Below are 13,552 nucleotides of genomic sequence, written 5' to 3' on the forward strand. Positions count from 1 at the left end.
GCCCGCCCCGCTTCGCGGAGCGAGGCCGGGGATGGGAGAGCAACTGTGTTGTCAAGGTAAATTTTTAAGCATATATTGGGTTCCATAATACTTTATGTTTATACATTGCATTCAAAATCACCAGCATTTTCCGCATACAAGCGGTGAGCGCAACTTTTTTGGCTTTTCCGTTATGTATAAGTTTTTCATAAAATGCTTTAATGACGGGATTGCAGCGAATAGCAGCTACAGCGCCCATATAAAGCACTGCTCTCAAATGTGCTCTGCCGCCCCAAATTGTGCGTTTACCCTTGTATTTGCCGCTGTCGCAGTTCAAAGGCGCAACTCCAACCAGAGCTGCTATCTTTTTGCCGTTAAGCTTTCCCAGTTCCGGCAAGCCTGCGATCAAAGCAGATGCAAGCACTGGTCCTACTCCGGGAACACTGCGCAACAAATCTTCTTCTTCTTTGTAAATAGGACTGGATTTCAGCAAATCTTTAATCCCTTTATCAAGGTTGCTCAAAGATTGCTTTATCCAATTAATATGCTCTATTATGCTGTCAGATGCAAGCCCAGAGGTTTGCGGCAAACGGTTTGTTTCCATCGTAAGCATTGCAACAAGCTGCTCTCGTCTTTTTATCAGCAATTGCAATTGCTGAATATCAGCATCAGGCAAACTTCTAACTTCCGGCTTTACCGCTTTCCCAAAAAGAGCCAGAACCTTGGCATCAATAAGGTCAGTTTTAGCCAGTATCCCGGAAGCACGAGCAAAATCTCTCACTTGTCTTGGGTTAACAACTACGACAGGAATCTCCATGCAGGACAAAATACTGACAGCATTGTTTTGAAATCCACCACTGGCTTCAAGTATGACCAATTCAGGGGACAAATCTTTAATCTGCTGTCCCATAGCCTTGATATCTTCATCAGTTTGGTTAAAATGAAACCGTTTAGCTGTGGGATGGATGTAAACATCAAGCTGCGACTTGGAAACATCAATGCCCACCCATATTTTAGACCGATCCGTCATGATTGCACCTCCTGTTACCCTGCCTTGCAAGATTCGAGTTCTCATATTGAGACTCAGGCAACTGTTCGGGTTAATGGATTTATGAACTTGACGACCCATGCTCTCCCACGGTATTTTCTACCAAGGGTTTTTGGACGGTCTGCCAAGTTCTATATAAAACATAACATACAAGGGTTAGGGTGAGGGTTATTACGATGGCTGGCTCTGATTTGATAATGTATGAGGAAGAGTTCAAGCAGATTGATGCCGAGCTGCATAAATTATATCAGCAGGCTAATGCCAAAGTCGTCTTTCTAGTAGATAAGAATGGCCAGCTTATAGCATCTTCCGGAGAGACCCGCGATATAGATACTACTTCCCTCGCATCACTCACTGCAGGTAACATTGCAGCCACAGGCGGCATTGCTCGGCTTTTAGGAGAGAAGGAATTTACTATTCTATTTCATGAGGGCGAGAGGGATAACATACATATATCACTTATTGGCCAGCGTATTATACTCGTTGTTGTATTCGACCAGCGCTCATCTCTTGGCCTTGTGAGGTTGAGGGTAAAGAAGACTTCGGATGCTATTGGAAGGATCTTCGATTCTATTGTAGGTAAAGCTGAGAAAGAGAAGGCCGAAGGGAAGATTGAAGAGTTTCCTTTTGCTGAAATAAGCGACGAGGATATAGACAATCTCTTCAGATAGGTGCAATAGGTGTCGTTTATAAATTACTCTTCACGTGAAATTAACTGTAAAATTGTTTATTATGGCCCGGGCCTTGGCGGCAAGACTACAAACCTCCAGTTTATATATAAAAAGACAAACCCTGTGCAGAAAGGGAAATTAATTTCCCTTGCCACTGAGACTGAAAGGACTCTGTTTTTTGACTTCCTTCCCCTTGCCCTCGGCGACATCAAAGGCTTTAGAATAAGATTCCATTTGTATACGGTCCCGGGGCAGGTCTTTTATGCTGCGAGCCGCAAGCTCATCTTAAAAGGAGTCGACGGTGTTGTTTTTGTTGCTGACAGCCAGATAGAGAGGATGGAAGCCGATATAGAGAGCCTGGAAGACCTTAAACTTAATCTTGCCGAACAGGGTTATGAACTTATAAAGCTGCCTTTTACAATCCAATACAATAAACGGGACCTTCCCAGCATCGCACCCATTGAGGAGATGAACAAGATTTTAAATCCTGACGGTGTCCCCTGGTTTGAGGCAGTAGCTATTAATGGGAGCGGCGTTTTTGAGACCCTGAAAAACGTTGCCAAACAAGTATTAATGGAATTAAAGAAACACTACTAACCTCTCTACGACTCATCGACCCTCAGTCAAGCATCTCTTTTTGGGAAGAAACGTAGCTTTACAAGTAAAGCATTTAATTAGTAATATAATATTTCAGAGTCCCTTAATGCGTTAAGCGTAATCCGTGATGCGTCACTCATCACGCATCACGCATCACGGATTTAGGAGAGGTGGCCGAGTGGTCGAAGGCAGCCGCCTGCTAAGCGGTTGTCCCGAGAAATCGGGACCCAGGGTTCAAATCCCTGCCTCTCCGCCAGGAAATCCGCTTAGTTACGAGTGGATTTCACAAATAACAAATAACTGAGTGGGAGGTTAAGATGGTGAAATTTTTATCAGTAATAATTGCGATAGTGTTTTTGTTCTCGGTTGGTGCCTGCAAGAAGAAAGAGGAGAAACCCGTCCCTAAAGCCCCTGGCATGACAGGACCTATTATTGTACCTACCGATGTACCAACGGGCCACGGCAAAGCCGAATCAAAGGGCGAGACTCAGGTGCTTGTTCCTGCTGATGTAAAGGACAAGTGGAGTGCCGTGAAACTTATAATTGAAGATAAAGTTTCGAAAAAGACCCGGGAGTTTACTGTCAAGCTTGGAGATGAGCTCAATATTCCGAATTCGAACCTGAAAGTCAAGGTAGGCGATTTCCTTCCAGATTTTAAAATGACAGATAGTCAGACTATTACATCATCTTCAAACAAGCCCAACAACCCAGCAGTTGGGGTAAAGGTATTTGAAGGCGACAAGCAAATATTTCCTGATTCCGGGAAATGGGGCTGGCTCTATGCGAAATTTCCTACAATACATCCATTCCAGCATGAAAAATATGGCCTGACACTGAAAGAGGGAGTGCCAAAGGGATAGCGCCCATAGCTCAGCTGGATAGAGCGGCGGACTACGAATCCGTAGGTCGGGGGTTCGAATCCTCCTGGGCGCGCCAACTAAGACAGTGAATGGTTATTTGTGATTAGTGGATAGAAAAGAACAGGACATCTATTTTATGAGGTTGGCCATTGAAGAAGCCAGGGCTGCTTTTAACGAGGATGAAATTCCTGTAGGCGCGGTATTAGTTAATAATGGAGCGGTAATTGCGAGGGCACACAACACGAGAGAGTTTACCTCTGACCCAACAGCCCATGCAGAAATCCTGGCCATTAAAGAGGGTGCAGAACGCTTAGGAAGCTGGCGTCTCGCTCAGGCTACCCTTTATGTTACAAAGGAGCCCTGTATAATGTGTGCGGGAACTATGGTTAATGCAAGACTCGGCAGACTCGTCTATGGATGCAAAGATATTAAAGGCGGGGCAATAGAGAGCTTGTACAATATAGTTTCTGACCCAAGGCTTAACCATCGAGTAGAAGTTATCTCAGGTGTCCTTGAAGATGAGTGCGCAGAGATTTTGCAGTGCTTTTTTAAGTCTCGAAGATGATTTAAAACTTTAAACTTTTAACTTGGAACTTTAAACTATCTTTTGTGGAGGAGTGGCCGAGTGGCTTAAGGCGCTGCTCTCGAAAAGCAGTATCCCGAAAGGGATCGTGGGTTCAAATCCTACCTCCTCCGCTCGACGTACCAACCTTTCCTGTCTCTATTTTTTACCACTAAACATCAAGTTGATTTAAAAACCTTCTATCGGTTAATATTTCAAGGGCAGATAAAGAGTTGAAAGTTAAAAGTTAAGAGTTGAAAGACAAAAACAACATTTTTTATTTTTAACTTTTCACGTCTAACTTTCAACTTATATAGTGGAGAGGTGTCCGAGAGGCCGAAGGAGCACGACTGGAAATCGTGTAGGGGCTCTAAAAGGTTCCTCGTGGGTTCAAATCCCACCCTCTCCGCCAGGAAAGACAGTTAAGAGTTGAGAAAAATTCACATAACTTTTTACTTCCAACATGAGTTGGGGTTTTTATGCAGTCAGACTTTTGGGCCCTGCGCAGCGGCGGTCTGTGAACTCCGTCAGGTCCGGAAGGAAGCAGCGGTAAACAGTTACCACGGGTGCCGCAGGTATACCTGAAAGCCTGGCTGCATAGAGGCATGTTAAGAGAGTTAAGAGTTAAAAGTTAAAAGTTATGAGTTACTTAGTTCTTGCGAGAAAATGGCGGCCTCAGAGTTTTGATGACCTTATTGGTCAGGAGGCTGCATCCAGGACTTTGAAAAACGCCCTTTCCCATGGGAAGGTGGCACATGCCTATCTATTTTCAGGCCCCAGGGGAGTGGGAAAAACCTCTACAGCAAGGATCCTTGCCAAGGCCTTAAATTGCTTTGAAGGCCCTACAGCCAACCCCTGCGGGCAGTGTCAGAACTGTAAGGCAGTATCTGATGGTTATTCCGTAGATGTCTTTGAAATAGACGGTGCTTCCAATAACAGTGTCGATGACATACGGGAGCTGAGGGAGGCTGTAAAATATGCGCCCTCATCTGGCAGATACAGGATATATATAATAGATGAAGTCCATATGCTTTCAGAATCGGCCTTTAACGCACTTTTAAAAACCCTGGAGGAGCCACCTGGCCATGTAGTTTTCATCTTTGCCACTACTGCACCGAAAAAGATACCTGCTACGATTCTCTCGCGCTGTCAGCACCTCGCTTTCCACAGAATTCCTAAAGGCATTATAAAAGACAGGCTTTCAAAGATAGCAGAGGCAGAAGACATAAAGATCAAACAGGAAGCCATCGAGATGATAGCGAGGGCCTCTGATGGAAGTATGAGAGATGCCCTGACCATTCTTGACCAGGCCGTCTCTTTCAGCAACGATATAGGATAAAAAGAACTACAGTCCCTTCTGGGCTTACCCGAGGTCGAGATAATTTCGAAACTAACTGAGGGCCTTTTAGATGGGAACGTTGTCAATGGACTGTCTCTGATAAATGATTTAACAGAGAGGGGCTATGATTTGCGGCTTATTGCCAGAGAGCTTATTGAATATATGCGGAACATAGCGATAGTTAAAATCATGGATAATCCGGAATATCTCCTTGATTTTACAAAAGATGAAATAGAAGGTTATAAGAATCAGGCTTCAAAGGCTAATGTGGAGGAACTTACACTGCTGCTCAGTGAACTTTTAAAACTTGAAAGCGATATAAGAACCACAACAAACCCGAGGTATCTCCTTGAACTGGGCCTTATTCGCGCATCTTTCATAAAAGGGATGACATCTATTGGAGATGTCCTGAGCAGGCTTGATGCTTTATCGAATGAACAGAAGTCGGCCCGCCCCGCCCCGGCCTCGCCCTGCGAAGCGGGGGCCGGGGAAATCAGGTCTGTCCTTAAACCCGAGAGAAAGGCATCACCTGATGAAGCAGTAAAACCTGTGGAGTTAGAGATTCGCCAGGATAAAAATGTAAATATTATGGAACCAGAAGAATTATTACAGAATGTTATCAAAAAAATCGAAGGGGAAAACCATCTCCTGGCCTGTAAACTCATGGAGGCAGAGGTGGTTGGCCTCACAGAAAAAGAGTTTACCATAGGCTTCAATGGCGGTCTTGCGGTTTTGGCAGATGCCGTGAAAAAGGATATAAGCACGGTAGAATCAGTGATAAAAGAACTTACAGGCAATAAGCTGAAGGTAAAAATTATTTCCCTTAAAGGCGAGAAGAGAGAAAATGACACCAGGAAAACAAAGGAGAATATTTTCTCGGACCCCATTGTGAAAAAAACCCTTGAACTCTTTAACGGGAAACTTTTAGAAATAAAATCCCTTGAGGGATCGTCAGAAAATAACGGAGGTTGAAATGTCTAAAAAATTTCTGGGAGACATTATGCGTGAGGCGCAGAGGCTACAGGCTGAGATGGGGAAGGTTCAGGAGGAATCGAGAAAAAAGACCGTGGAGGCATCGGCAGGCGGAGGAATGGTAACAGTTATTGCTAATGGAGCAATGGAGATAGTGTCTATAAAGATAGAAAAAGAAGTGATAAACCCAGAAGACGCTGAAATGCTTCAGGATCTGATAGTGGCAGCAGTTAATGAGGCCATGAGAAGGGCGCAGCAGATGGTAGCGGATGAAATGGGCAAACTCACAGGTGGGGTGCAGTTGCCTGGCCTTGGAGGTCTCTTTGGCCGATGAACAATGGGATTATTGAAAATCTCATAACTGCCCTCACAAAACTTCCGGGCATTGGAAGAAAGACCGCTCAGAGGCTGACTTTTTTCATTCTCGCCATGCCTGAGGATGAAGCCAAATCGATTGCTAAGGCCATAATTGAGCTAAAGGAAAAGGCTCAATTCTGCGTGAGTTGTTTTAATATCACCGAAGATGAACTGTGTTCTATATGTAAAGACCAGAGCAGGGATCACAGCAGAATCTGCGTTGTCGAAGAGCCCAGCAATTTAATAGTCATCGAGAAGACAAATAAATACAATGGCCTCTATCATGTGCTACTTGGTGCCCTTTCGCCTATAGATGGTGTAACTCCTGAAAGACTTAAGATAAATGAATTGGTTGAAAAGGTGAAAAATGGCGGCATTGTTGAAGTGGTTCTTGCTACAAATCCAGATACAAAGGGTGAAATCACAGCCAAGTATCTCTCACAGCTTCTAAAACCCCTCGGAGTAAAAGTCACCCGCATCGCTTGCGGCCTGCCGATTGGAGGCGATATTGAATTCGCTGATGAGGTAACCCTCTCCAGGGCATTTGAGGGAAGAAGAGAGATATAGATTTTTCATAATCCCTCTATAATTCCTTCACGATTTCTTCAAAAGTATTTTGAAAAATAAGGGTATGAGACTGTCCCAAAATGTCATTCTGAGGCGACAGCCGAAGAGTCTCAAGTTGACATAGGGTGCATTTTTAGGAATTATGGGACAATCTGTCATATTTAAATGAGGAGAGGTTTGATTGTATATGTTTAAGAAAATCCTATTTATACTGGCGATAACTTTTTTCAGCCTCGCTCCTTTGCTATCCTCGGCGCAGGAGTGGAAATCTCCGTATGGGGTATGCTGCGTGCTTGAGGGCGGAGAATACGGGATATGCCCGAAGCCTCTTAATCACGAGCAGGCCAGAAGAGTTTTAAAGGCATATTTTGAAAGGCATGGACTGAGGATAAATAACTTTACTGACAAAGGAAGGTTTATCGAAGCTGATGTCTTCAGAGGTAATGAGTTGATTGATAAAGTCCTGCTGGATAGAAAGACAGGCAGGATGCGTTCTATTCAATAAATGAGAAGTAAGAAGTGATTAGGAGATAAAAGGACAAAATAAAAGGGGGAGTTTTTGGTCCCCCCTTTTTATATAACTTTTCAGAGTCTTTTTTAAATATCAAAATACAGAAAGAACTCGTAGGGATGTGGCCTGAGCCTCAGCGCATCTACCTCTTTTGTCCTCTTGTAAGTAATCCATGTCTCTATGGCATCATCTGTAAACACGTTACCCTTTTTCAGGAATTCATTGTCAGCCTCCAGGTTATTAAGAGCTTCCTCAAGGCTTGCCGGCATACTCGGCACCGCAGCAAGCTCTTCAGGGCCAAGTTCATAGATGTCCTTATCGAGAGGGTCTCCCGGGTGTATCTTATTTTCGATGCCGTCAAGGCCAGCCATGAGCATTGCTGCAAAGCATAGATAAGGATTGCAGGATGGGTCAGGGAACCTCACCTCAATCCTCTTTGCCTTTGGGCTTGCTGAATACATGGGAATCCTGATTCCAGCAGAGCGGTTACGGCCAGAGTAAGCAAGGTTCACCGGTGCCTCAAACCCCGGGGTAAGACGCTTATAAGAATTGGTGGTCGGGCTTGTAATAGCGGCAAGGGCAGGTGCGTGCTTTAGTACGCCGCCTATGTAATAGAGGGCGAGCTCACTTAAGCCTGCATAGCCACTGCCAGCAAAAAGGGGTTTGCCATTTTTCCAGAGACTCTGGTGGGTATGCATTCCTGAGCCATTGTCTCCAAAGATTGGTTTTGGCATAAATGTGACGGTCTTTCCATGCCTTCTTGCTACATTCTTCAGGAGGTATTTGAAAATCATCAACTGGTCTGCCATCTTCACGAGCGGGGCATATCTCATATCAATCTCTCCCTGACCTGCGGTTGCAACCTCGTGGTGTTGTTTTTCAACATAGATGCCACATTTCTGCATCTCAACCACTACCTCAGTCCTTATATCTTCCTGAGTATCGGTTGGTGGCACGGGGAAATAACCCTCTTTGTGCCTGGGCTTATAACCGAGGTTAGGGCCCTCTACACGGCCTGAATTCCAGATGCCCTCTTTTGAATCAATAAAATAGTAGCCGCTGTTTGGTGTCTGGTCGAAACGTATATCATCAAGAATAAAAAACTCAGGCTCAGGGCCAAAATAGGCTGTATCAGCAATTTTTATAGACTTCATGTAATTCTCAGCCTTTTGAGCAATATATCGTGGATCCCTTGTGTAGCTCTCTTTTGTTATAGGGTCAACAATATTACATGTAAGGCTTAATGTGGGATACTCTCTGAATGGGTCCATGAATAGTGTTGTGGGATCAGGGATTATGAGCATGTCTGATGTATGGATTGCCTGCCATCCCCTTATTGATGAGCCATCAAAGCCGAGGCCTTCCTCAAATATTTCTTCTCTCAGCTCATCGATAGGCACTGAGAAGTGCTGCCACATCCCGGGAAAATCAAGAAACTTAAAGTCAACCATTACTGCCTTGTTTTCCTGAGCAAACTTAATTACATCCTTTGGTGTCATATTGCTCCTCCTTAATTATGTTAGGTTTGTTGTATTGGAGTGCTGGAGTGATGGGATTTCAGTTTTTAATATTACCCCATTACTCCAATACTCCATCACTCCATTCAAATGCTTACACTGCTGCCTCTCCACGTTCGCCTGTCCTTATCCTTATCACATCCTCGATGGGATAGACAAAGATCTTTCCATCACCTATCTTTCCTGTTTTTGCGGTTTTCTCAATGACCTCCAGGACTTTCTGGACGAGGTTATTTGAGACCACAATCTCTATCTTGATTTTTGGAATAAAATCTACAACATATTCAGCGCCCCTGTAAAGCTCTGTGTGCCCTTTCTGCCTTCCAAAGCCCTTTACTTCAGTAACCGTCATTCCCTGAATGCCTATTTCATTAAGGGCGTCTTTAACCTCATCGAGTTTAAAAGGCTTTATTATAGCCTCGACCTTTTTCATAGCTCTGACTCCTTAAATTGGGGGTTTAATCCTGACTCAATACGATATTAATTTTTTAGTGCAATTCTTATACCACAAATTAAGGTTTCGGGGAATTCAGTATTTGCAATATATTTAACAAAACAGGATGTAGATTAAAAGCCCGAACCTGCCTAATAAATAATCAGGGGGCTTAATTTTTAGGCAGGCTTACCCTCCCATCTGCATGTAATTTTATCGAGAAACCGCTAAGTTTGACAAAACAGCGCTTTATCTGATATAAAAAAGAGCTTATTCCTGGGTAGCTCAGCCGGCAGAGCGGGTGGCTGTTAACCACTTGGTCGGGGGTTCGAATCCCTCCCCAGGAGCCAGATTAAAGGCTCACACAAACCGTGTGAGTTTTGAATAGAGAGGGCTATTTCAGAGAATAGTTATTTTGGTTTAATTTCTATTAAGTTCCCGCAGAAATCTTTTATGAAATAAACGGTCTTTTCTTGGGTCTTTCCGATGATAATCTCAACACCAGCCTGCTGAGCCCTCTCCAAAATTGTTGATAAATCGTCAATCAGAAAGCCAATATGCCTGAACTCAGGGGACGGCTGTTTACATCCTGGGCATATAAATACCTCAAGTTTTATTCCATCCCTTTCGAAAACCAGCATCTTGACTTCCCACGAAACAGAAAACAATTGCTCCGATAGCTCGGGTGGGACGATAAACTCCCTGGTTTTCTCAAATTCCAGAAAGTCACCGTAAAACCGCATAGCCTGTTCTTCACTTTCATTCACTATCCCGACATGACTCAAAAGCATAGAACATTGTACATGATTTCATGATTTCTTTGAAGGTGGTGCATTTGTATGCAGACCCTCTCGGTGTGAAGCTAAGGGCGAGAAGGCTGGATATTGTGTGATAAGTACAAATTTACTTGACAGGACACCTAAAATTCCTTACTATGAAAGTAAGGATTATTATCCTTACTGGAGGATGCTTATGTTGACAGCAAAGGTTACTACTAAGGGACAGATTACCATTCCTAAAGAAATAAGAGAAAAGCTCGGAGTTCAACCCGGAGAAAATCTCAGCTTTGAGGAAAAAAATGGTATATTCTACATTAAAAAATCTCTCAAGAAGTCTCCATTTGACAAATGGGTCGGTAAGCTTAAAACACTTAAGGGGCAAAAAACTGATGCAGTCATTGATGACTTGAGAGGAAAATGATAACTGCTATAGATACCAACATCCTGCTGGATATTCTTATTCCTGACGAGAGCCATTTTTTGAGTTCAAAAAACCTGCTCGATGAATACATAGAAAAAGGCCAACTGATAATATGCGAGATTGTATATGCCGAGCTCGCCTCTCAATTTATCGATGAAAAAGAGATTCGTGCATTTCTTTCCGATACAGGCATCAGGCTTGTTCACTCCAATGAAAAAACGCTATATATTGCCGGTGAGCGATGGAGGGATTATGCAAAAAACAGGAGAGCGGTTGTTTGCAGGAAATGCCGTAGCCCAATTCAATTAAGGCAGCGGGTGGTTAGTGATTTCATTGTAGGCGCCCATGCACTTGTAAATGCTAATCTGCTCCTTTCAAGGGACAGAGGATTTTACAGGGCTTATTTTAAGGATTTGAAGGTGGGGGGATAATCTGTGATATGTATTTAACATTCTTACTTCTCTCCTATACCTTTTCCAGTCCGCCAACCCTTATCCCAATAAGTCGGACCTTTTTTTTGAGCTAAGGATTCGCCTCACTTATCCAGCACCTCTCGCACCTTTCTTAAAAGCTCTTTTGGTGAAACAGGTTTCAGGATAAAGTTTAAACCCTCTTCAAGGATTCCCTTTTTATGAATAAAATCTGCAGCATATCCACTTGTAAAAAGTACCTTAATATCAGGTCTTATCTTCCTTACCCCTTCATAAACTTCCTTGCCATCCTTCTTCGGCATTATTACATCGAGGATGAGGAGCTGGATTCTGTCTGTATTCTCTATGAATTTCTTTATTGCATCTTCTCCATCCTCTGCATCTATCACCTTATAGCCAAATCCCTCAAGCACATCTTTTATGAGTCTTCTTAAAGCTATATCATCTTCTGCTACAAGTATTGTCTCTGAACCGCCTGTAATATTATTCATAATCTCCAAAAACCTCTTTAATTAAAAAGAGTAACATAAATAAATGGCGTTGTCTTCGGAAAATTGCCCCCTCTACGACTCACAAATTACTTACGGGGTCGGAATAATTGCCCCCAAAATGTTAAAATCCATTTTTGGTCGCATTTATTTTTTGGTCTTGACAAAGTTTGCAATATAAGGCATTGTATTCTTACTTTCAAAGGTTTCTGGAGCGGCCCGCAGAGATTTTTTTTGGAAAGCTCTGGTTTCTTATTAACCAAGGAGGAATGAGGATGAGCACAAAGCTTTACGTGGGGAATCTCTCCTTTCAGGCATCGGAGAGCGAAGTCAAAGACTTATTTTCACAGGCAGGGGAAGTTGAATCTGTAAAAATAATAACAGATTCATATACAGGCCAGCCGAGAGGGTTTGGTTTTGTTGAGATGTCCTCGAAGGCAGATGCCGAAAAAGCAATAGCCATGTTTAATGGTAAAGAATTTATGGGCAGGGCGATGACAGTGAATGAAGCAAGACCCCAGCAGAAGAGAGAGCGGTTTGGTGAAAGAGGAGGTAGAGGAGGAGGAGGGGGAAGAGGAGGAAGGAGATAATAATTAAGGTTTCTACAGCCTCAGTGTAGCTGCTAATTTGATTGCCTCAAGCATGCTTGAGGGATTGGCCTTTCCTTTCCATGCTATGTCAAAGGCAGTGCCGTGGTCAGGCGATGTCCTGATTATAGGCAGTCCGACGGTTACATTGACCCCTTTTTCAAAGCATAACATCTTAAAAGGTATAAGGCCCTGGTCATGGTACATGCAGACGATAATATCGAATTCTCCTTTATACGCCCTGTAGAAAACAACATCAGGAGGGTAGGGGCCTGAGACAGGAAGGCCCTCCCTCTGTGTTTTTTCTACCGCAGGGATTATTGCCTTTATTTCTTCGTCTCCCAAAAGCCCCTTTTCGCCTGCATGGGGGTTAAGGCCTGCTACTGCAATCCTCGGGTTTTTAATATCAAGCATGTATGCGCCTTTTTTCGCAAGACGGATGGTTTTGATTACCGTGTCCTTATTAATCATCAAAGGTACATTTCTTATGGCTGTGTGTATGGTAGCGAGGATTATCTTCAAAGGGCCCCCAACGAACATCATGGCAAAATCCCTCGTTTTTGTAAGCTCGGCCAGAAGCTCTGTGTGTCCTGGCCAGGGATAGCCTGCCATTTTCAGGGATTCCTTGGATATGGGGGCCGTTACAATTGCATGCACCTTTCCTTTTATCGCAAGTTCAACCGCCTCTTTTATATAACTCACCACAGCCCTTCCTGACTCTGCAGAGGGGATGCCTTTTTTGAATGGCAGGGTAGTTTTTACGTCGATTATTTCTATCTCCCCCAGATGTGCCCTGGGCTTCAAATCCAATGTCATGGATACAGGTACAACCTTAAGGGGAATCCCTGTAATTTTAACAGCCTCTTTGATTGTTGCAATGTCCCCGATAACTACTGGATCGCAGTACTGCCTTATCTCAGCGCAATACAGGGCTTTGACAATTACCTCGGGGCCGATACCCCCTGGCTCTCCCATGGTTATGGCTATCTTCGGCATTAGGGTATTATAGCAACATGTCAGTAATTATTGGCAAGCATCTATAGAGCTGATATGATCTCGAAAAAAATGCTTGCATCCACATAATTAAATGTGGTATGTCTTTTAGTGTTATCCTTATTAACCTGAAGACATTTTAACTAAGAGAAGGTGGCACAATGAAGACAATGAAGGTTTTCCTGCTCGCAGTTCTCTCAGCGATTCTGGCCCTTTCCTTTGCCAATGCGGCTGAGAAGCCAAAGGCTGAAAAAGCCAGCATTGAAAAAGGCAAGGCCCTTTTTAATAATTCAAAGCTCGGTGGAGGCACTGCTGGCAAGAGCTGTAATTCCTGCCACTATAACGGGAAGGGGCTTGAAAAATCTGGTGCAAAAGAAGAGGTTAACATAATGGGCAAAAAGCAGACGGGTCTTGAAGAGGCTATAAATTTCTGCATTGAA

19 protein-coding genes, 5 tRNA genes and 1 other RNA gene are annotated in these 13,552 nt (G+C 43.6%); 19 read left to right on the plus strand and 6 right to left on the minus strand.

Features of this window, described 5'->3' with window-relative positions:
* Positions 1 to 64: 64 nt before the first annotated feature.
* Entirely contained in the window at positions 65 to 1,009 is a 945-nt protein-coding gene (locus tag HZC12_06370) for an IS110 family transposase (GenBank protein MBI5026341.1), read from the minus strand.
* A gap of 194 nt (positions 1,010 to 1,203) precedes the next feature.
* On the opposite strand from HZC12_06370, the gene HZC12_06375 reads away from it, so the two are divergent.
* The 14 genes from HZC12_06375 to HZC12_06440 all read left to right on the plus strand — a co-directional run bounded on the left by HZC12_06375 (position 1,204) and on the right by HZC12_06440 (position 7,457).
* Complete coding sequence (locus HZC12_06375; GenBank protein ID MBI5026342.1) at positions 1,204 to 1,698, plus strand: roadblock/LC7 domain-containing protein; 495 nt, start codon at positions 1,204 to 1,206, stop codon at positions 1,696 to 1,698.
* Positions 1,699 to 1,707: 9 nt separating this feature from the next.
* Positions 1,708 to 2,295 (plus strand): gliding-motility protein MglA, encoded by a 588-nt coding sequence (locus HZC12_06380; protein MBI5026343.1) that lies wholly within the window; start codon positions 1,708 to 1,710, stop codon positions 2,293 to 2,295.
* Between the two features lie 164 nt (positions 2,296 to 2,459).
* Positions 2,460 to 2,551: transfer RNA gene (locus tag HZC12_06385), tRNA-Ser, on the plus strand.
* Positions 2,552 to 2,612: 61 nt separating this feature from the next.
* Positions 2,613 to 3,155, plus strand: a complete 543-nt coding sequence (locus HZC12_06390; protein MBI5026344.1) for a DUF2155 domain-containing protein — start codon at positions 2,613 to 2,615, stop codon at positions 3,153 to 3,155.
* A tRNA-Arg gene (locus HZC12_06395) sits at positions 3,155 to 3,231 on the plus strand. Before HZC12_06390 ends, HZC12_06395 begins: the two co-directional genes overlap by 1 nt.
* 60 nt (positions 3,232 to 3,291) lie before the next feature.
* Entirely contained in the window at positions 3,292 to 3,720 is a 429-nt protein-coding gene (gene tadA / locus HZC12_06400; GenBank protein MBI5026345.1) for a tRNA adenosine(34) deaminase TadA, read from the plus strand.
* Between the two features lie 46 nt (positions 3,721 to 3,766).
* Positions 3,767 to 3,851: transfer RNA gene (locus HZC12_06405), tRNA-Ser, on the plus strand.
* A 184-nt stretch (positions 3,852 to 4,035) separates the two neighbouring features.
* Positions 4,036 to 4,129, plus strand: a tRNA-Ser gene (locus HZC12_06410).
* 79 nt (positions 4,130 to 4,208) lie between these two features.
* Positions 4,209 to 4,307: signal recognition particle sRNA small type (ffs, locus tag HZC12_06415), an RNA gene on the plus strand.
* 50 nt (positions 4,308 to 4,357) lie between these two features.
* Positions 4,358 to 5,056, plus strand: coding sequence for a DNA polymerase III subunit gamma/tau (gene dnaX, locus HZC12_06420; GenBank protein MBI5026346.1), 699 nt, complete (start codon positions 4,358 to 4,360; stop codon positions 5,054 to 5,056).
* Between the two features lie 18 nt (positions 5,057 to 5,074).
* Positions 5,075 to 6,028: a hypothetical protein gene (locus HZC12_06425; protein ID MBI5026347.1), complete on the plus strand. Its 954-nt coding sequence runs from the start codon at positions 5,075 to 5,077 to the stop codon at positions 6,026 to 6,028.
* Between the two features lies 1 nt (position 6,029).
* The gene (locus HZC12_06430; protein ID MBI5026348.1) at positions 6,030 to 6,362 is read left to right on the plus strand and encodes a YbaB/EbfC family nucleoid-associated protein; all 333 of its coding nucleotides are present in this window, start codon (positions 6,030 to 6,032) and stop codon (positions 6,360 to 6,362) included.
* Positions 6,359 to 6,952, plus strand: a complete 594-nt coding sequence (recR, locus tag HZC12_06435; protein MBI5026349.1) for a recombination protein RecR — start codon at positions 6,359 to 6,361, stop codon at positions 6,950 to 6,952. The genes HZC12_06430 and recR overlap by 4 nt, the downstream gene beginning before the upstream one ends.
* 187 nt (positions 6,953 to 7,139) lie before the next feature.
* Positions 7,140 to 7,457 carry a hypothetical protein gene (locus tag HZC12_06440; protein ID MBI5026350.1) on the plus strand — a complete coding sequence of 106 codons (318 nt, stop codon included), beginning with the start codon at positions 7,140 to 7,142 and terminating at the stop codon, positions 7,455 to 7,457.
* A 92-nt stretch (positions 7,458 to 7,549) separates the two neighbouring features.
* On the opposite strand, the gene glnA is transcribed toward HZC12_06440, so the two are convergent.
* Together glnA and HZC12_06450 are read right to left on the minus strand one after the other, a co-directional pair.
* Positions 7,550 to 8,962: a type I glutamate--ammonia ligase gene (gene glnA, locus HZC12_06445; protein ID MBI5026351.1), complete on the minus strand. Its 1,413-nt coding sequence runs from the start codon at positions 8,960 to 8,962 to the stop codon at positions 7,550 to 7,552.
* 112 nt (positions 8,963 to 9,074) lie between these two features.
* Entirely contained in the window at positions 9,075 to 9,413 is a 339-nt protein-coding gene (locus HZC12_06450; GenBank protein MBI5026352.1) for a P-II family nitrogen regulator, read from the minus strand.
* Between the two features lie 274 nt (positions 9,414 to 9,687).
* Here HZC12_06450 and HZC12_06455 point away from each other — a divergent pair.
* Positions 9,688 to 9,763 (plus strand) — tRNA-Asn (locus HZC12_06455).
* 60 nt (positions 9,764 to 9,823) lie between these two features.
* On the opposite strand, the gene HZC12_06460 is transcribed toward HZC12_06455, so the two are convergent.
* A complete protein-coding gene (locus tag HZC12_06460) occupies positions 9,824 to 10,180 on the minus strand; it encodes a hypothetical protein (GenBank protein MBI5026353.1) in 357 nt (118 codons plus the stop codon).
* A 205-nt stretch (positions 10,181 to 10,385) separates the two neighbouring features.
* Here HZC12_06460 and HZC12_06465 point away from each other — a divergent pair, with 205 nt between their 5' ends.
* Together HZC12_06465 and HZC12_06470 are read left to right on the plus strand one after the other, a co-directional pair.
* The gene (locus HZC12_06465) at positions 10,386 to 10,613 is read left to right on the plus strand and encodes an AbrB/MazE/SpoVT family DNA-binding domain-containing protein (protein ID MBI5026354.1); all 228 of its coding nucleotides are present in this window, start codon (positions 10,386 to 10,388) and stop codon (positions 10,611 to 10,613) included.
* Positions 10,610 to 11,044: a type II toxin-antitoxin system VapC family toxin gene (locus HZC12_06470; GenBank protein MBI5026355.1), complete on the plus strand. Its 435-nt coding sequence runs from the start codon at positions 10,610 to 10,612 to the stop codon at positions 11,042 to 11,044. Before HZC12_06465 ends, HZC12_06470 begins: the two co-directional genes overlap by 4 nt.
* Positions 11,045 to 11,148: 104 nt before the next feature.
* On the opposite strand, the gene HZC12_06475 is transcribed toward HZC12_06470, so the two are convergent.
* The gene (locus tag HZC12_06475) at positions 11,149 to 11,535 is read right to left on the minus strand and encodes a response regulator (GenBank protein ID MBI5026356.1); all 387 of its coding nucleotides are present in this window, start codon (positions 11,533 to 11,535) and stop codon (positions 11,149 to 11,151) included.
* Between the two features lie 272 nt (positions 11,536 to 11,807).
* On the opposite strand from HZC12_06475, the gene HZC12_06480 reads away from it, so the two are divergent.
* Positions 11,808 to 12,122: an RNA-binding protein gene (locus HZC12_06480; GenBank protein MBI5026357.1), complete on the plus strand. Its 315-nt coding sequence runs from the start codon at positions 11,808 to 11,810 to the stop codon at positions 12,120 to 12,122.
* 12 nt (positions 12,123 to 12,134) lie between these two features.
* Here HZC12_06480 and pdxA read toward each other — a convergent pair whose 3' ends face one another.
* Complete coding sequence (pdxA, locus tag HZC12_06485; protein ID MBI5026358.1) at positions 12,135 to 13,115, minus strand: 4-hydroxythreonine-4-phosphate dehydrogenase PdxA; 981 nt, start codon at positions 13,113 to 13,115, stop codon at positions 12,135 to 12,137.
* Positions 13,116 to 13,273: 158 nt separating this feature from the next.
* On the opposite strand from pdxA, the gene HZC12_06490 reads away from it, so the two are divergent.
* The coding region (locus HZC12_06490; GenBank protein MBI5026359.1) for a hypothetical protein at positions 13,274 to 13,552 on the plus strand (279 nt) is incomplete at its 3' end.

This window comes from Nitrospirota bacterium, from assembly GCA_016214385.1.
Lineage (GTDB): Bacteria > Nitrospirota > Thermodesulfovibrionia > UBA6902 > JACROP01 > JACROP01.

Bases quoted from the DNA above. Each gene is read 5' to 3' on its own strand.
- pdxA (MBI5026358.1), bottom strand. From the start codon at position 13,115: ATGCCGAAGATAGCCATAACCATGGGAGAGCCAGGGGGTATCGGCCCC.
- HZC12_06390 (MBI5026344.1), top strand. From the start codon at position 2,613: ATGGTGAAATTTTTATCAGTAATAATTGCGATAGTGTTTTTGTTCTCG.
- HZC12_06375 (MBI5026342.1), top strand. From the start codon at position 1,204: ATGGCTGGCTCTGATTTGATAATGTATGAGGAAGAGTTCAAGCAGATT.
- HZC12_06370 (MBI5026341.1), bottom strand. From the start codon at position 1,009: ATGACGGATCGGTCTAAAATATGGGTGGGCATTGATGTTTCCAAGTCG.
- tadA (MBI5026345.1), top strand. From the start codon at position 3,292: ATGAGGTTGGCCATTGAAGAAGCCAGGGCTGCTTTTAACGAGGATGAA.
- HZC12_06430 (MBI5026348.1), top strand. From the start codon at position 6,030: ATGTCTAAAAAATTTCTGGGAGACATTATGCGTGAGGCGCAGAGGCTA.
- HZC12_06450 (MBI5026352.1), bottom strand. From the start codon at position 9,413: ATGAAAAAGGTCGAGGCTATAATAAAGCCTTTTAAACTCGATGAGGTT.
- recR (MBI5026349.1), top strand. From the start codon at position 6,359: ATGAACAATGGGATTATTGAAAATCTCATAACTGCCCTCACAAAACTT.
- HZC12_06475 (MBI5026356.1), bottom strand. From the start codon at position 11,535: ATGAATAATATTACAGGCGGTTCAGAGACAATACTTGTAGCAGAAGAT.
- HZC12_06470 (MBI5026355.1), top strand. From the start codon at position 10,610: ATGATAACTGCTATAGATACCAACATCCTGCTGGATATTCTTATTCCT.
- HZC12_06480 (MBI5026357.1), top strand. From the start codon at position 11,808: ATGAGCACAAAGCTTTACGTGGGGAATCTCTCCTTTCAGGCATCGGAG.
- HZC12_06465 (MBI5026354.1), top strand. From the start codon at position 10,386: ATGTTGACAGCAAAGGTTACTACTAAGGGACAGATTACCATTCCTAAA.
- HZC12_06440 (MBI5026350.1), top strand. From the start codon at position 7,140: ATGTTTAAGAAAATCCTATTTATACTGGCGATAACTTTTTTCAGCCTC.
- glnA (MBI5026351.1), bottom strand. From the start codon at position 8,962: ATGACACCAAAGGATGTAATTAAGTTTGCTCAGGAAAACAAGGCAGTA.
- dnaX (MBI5026346.1), top strand. From the start codon at position 4,358: ATGAGTTACTTAGTTCTTGCGAGAAAATGGCGGCCTCAGAGTTTTGAT.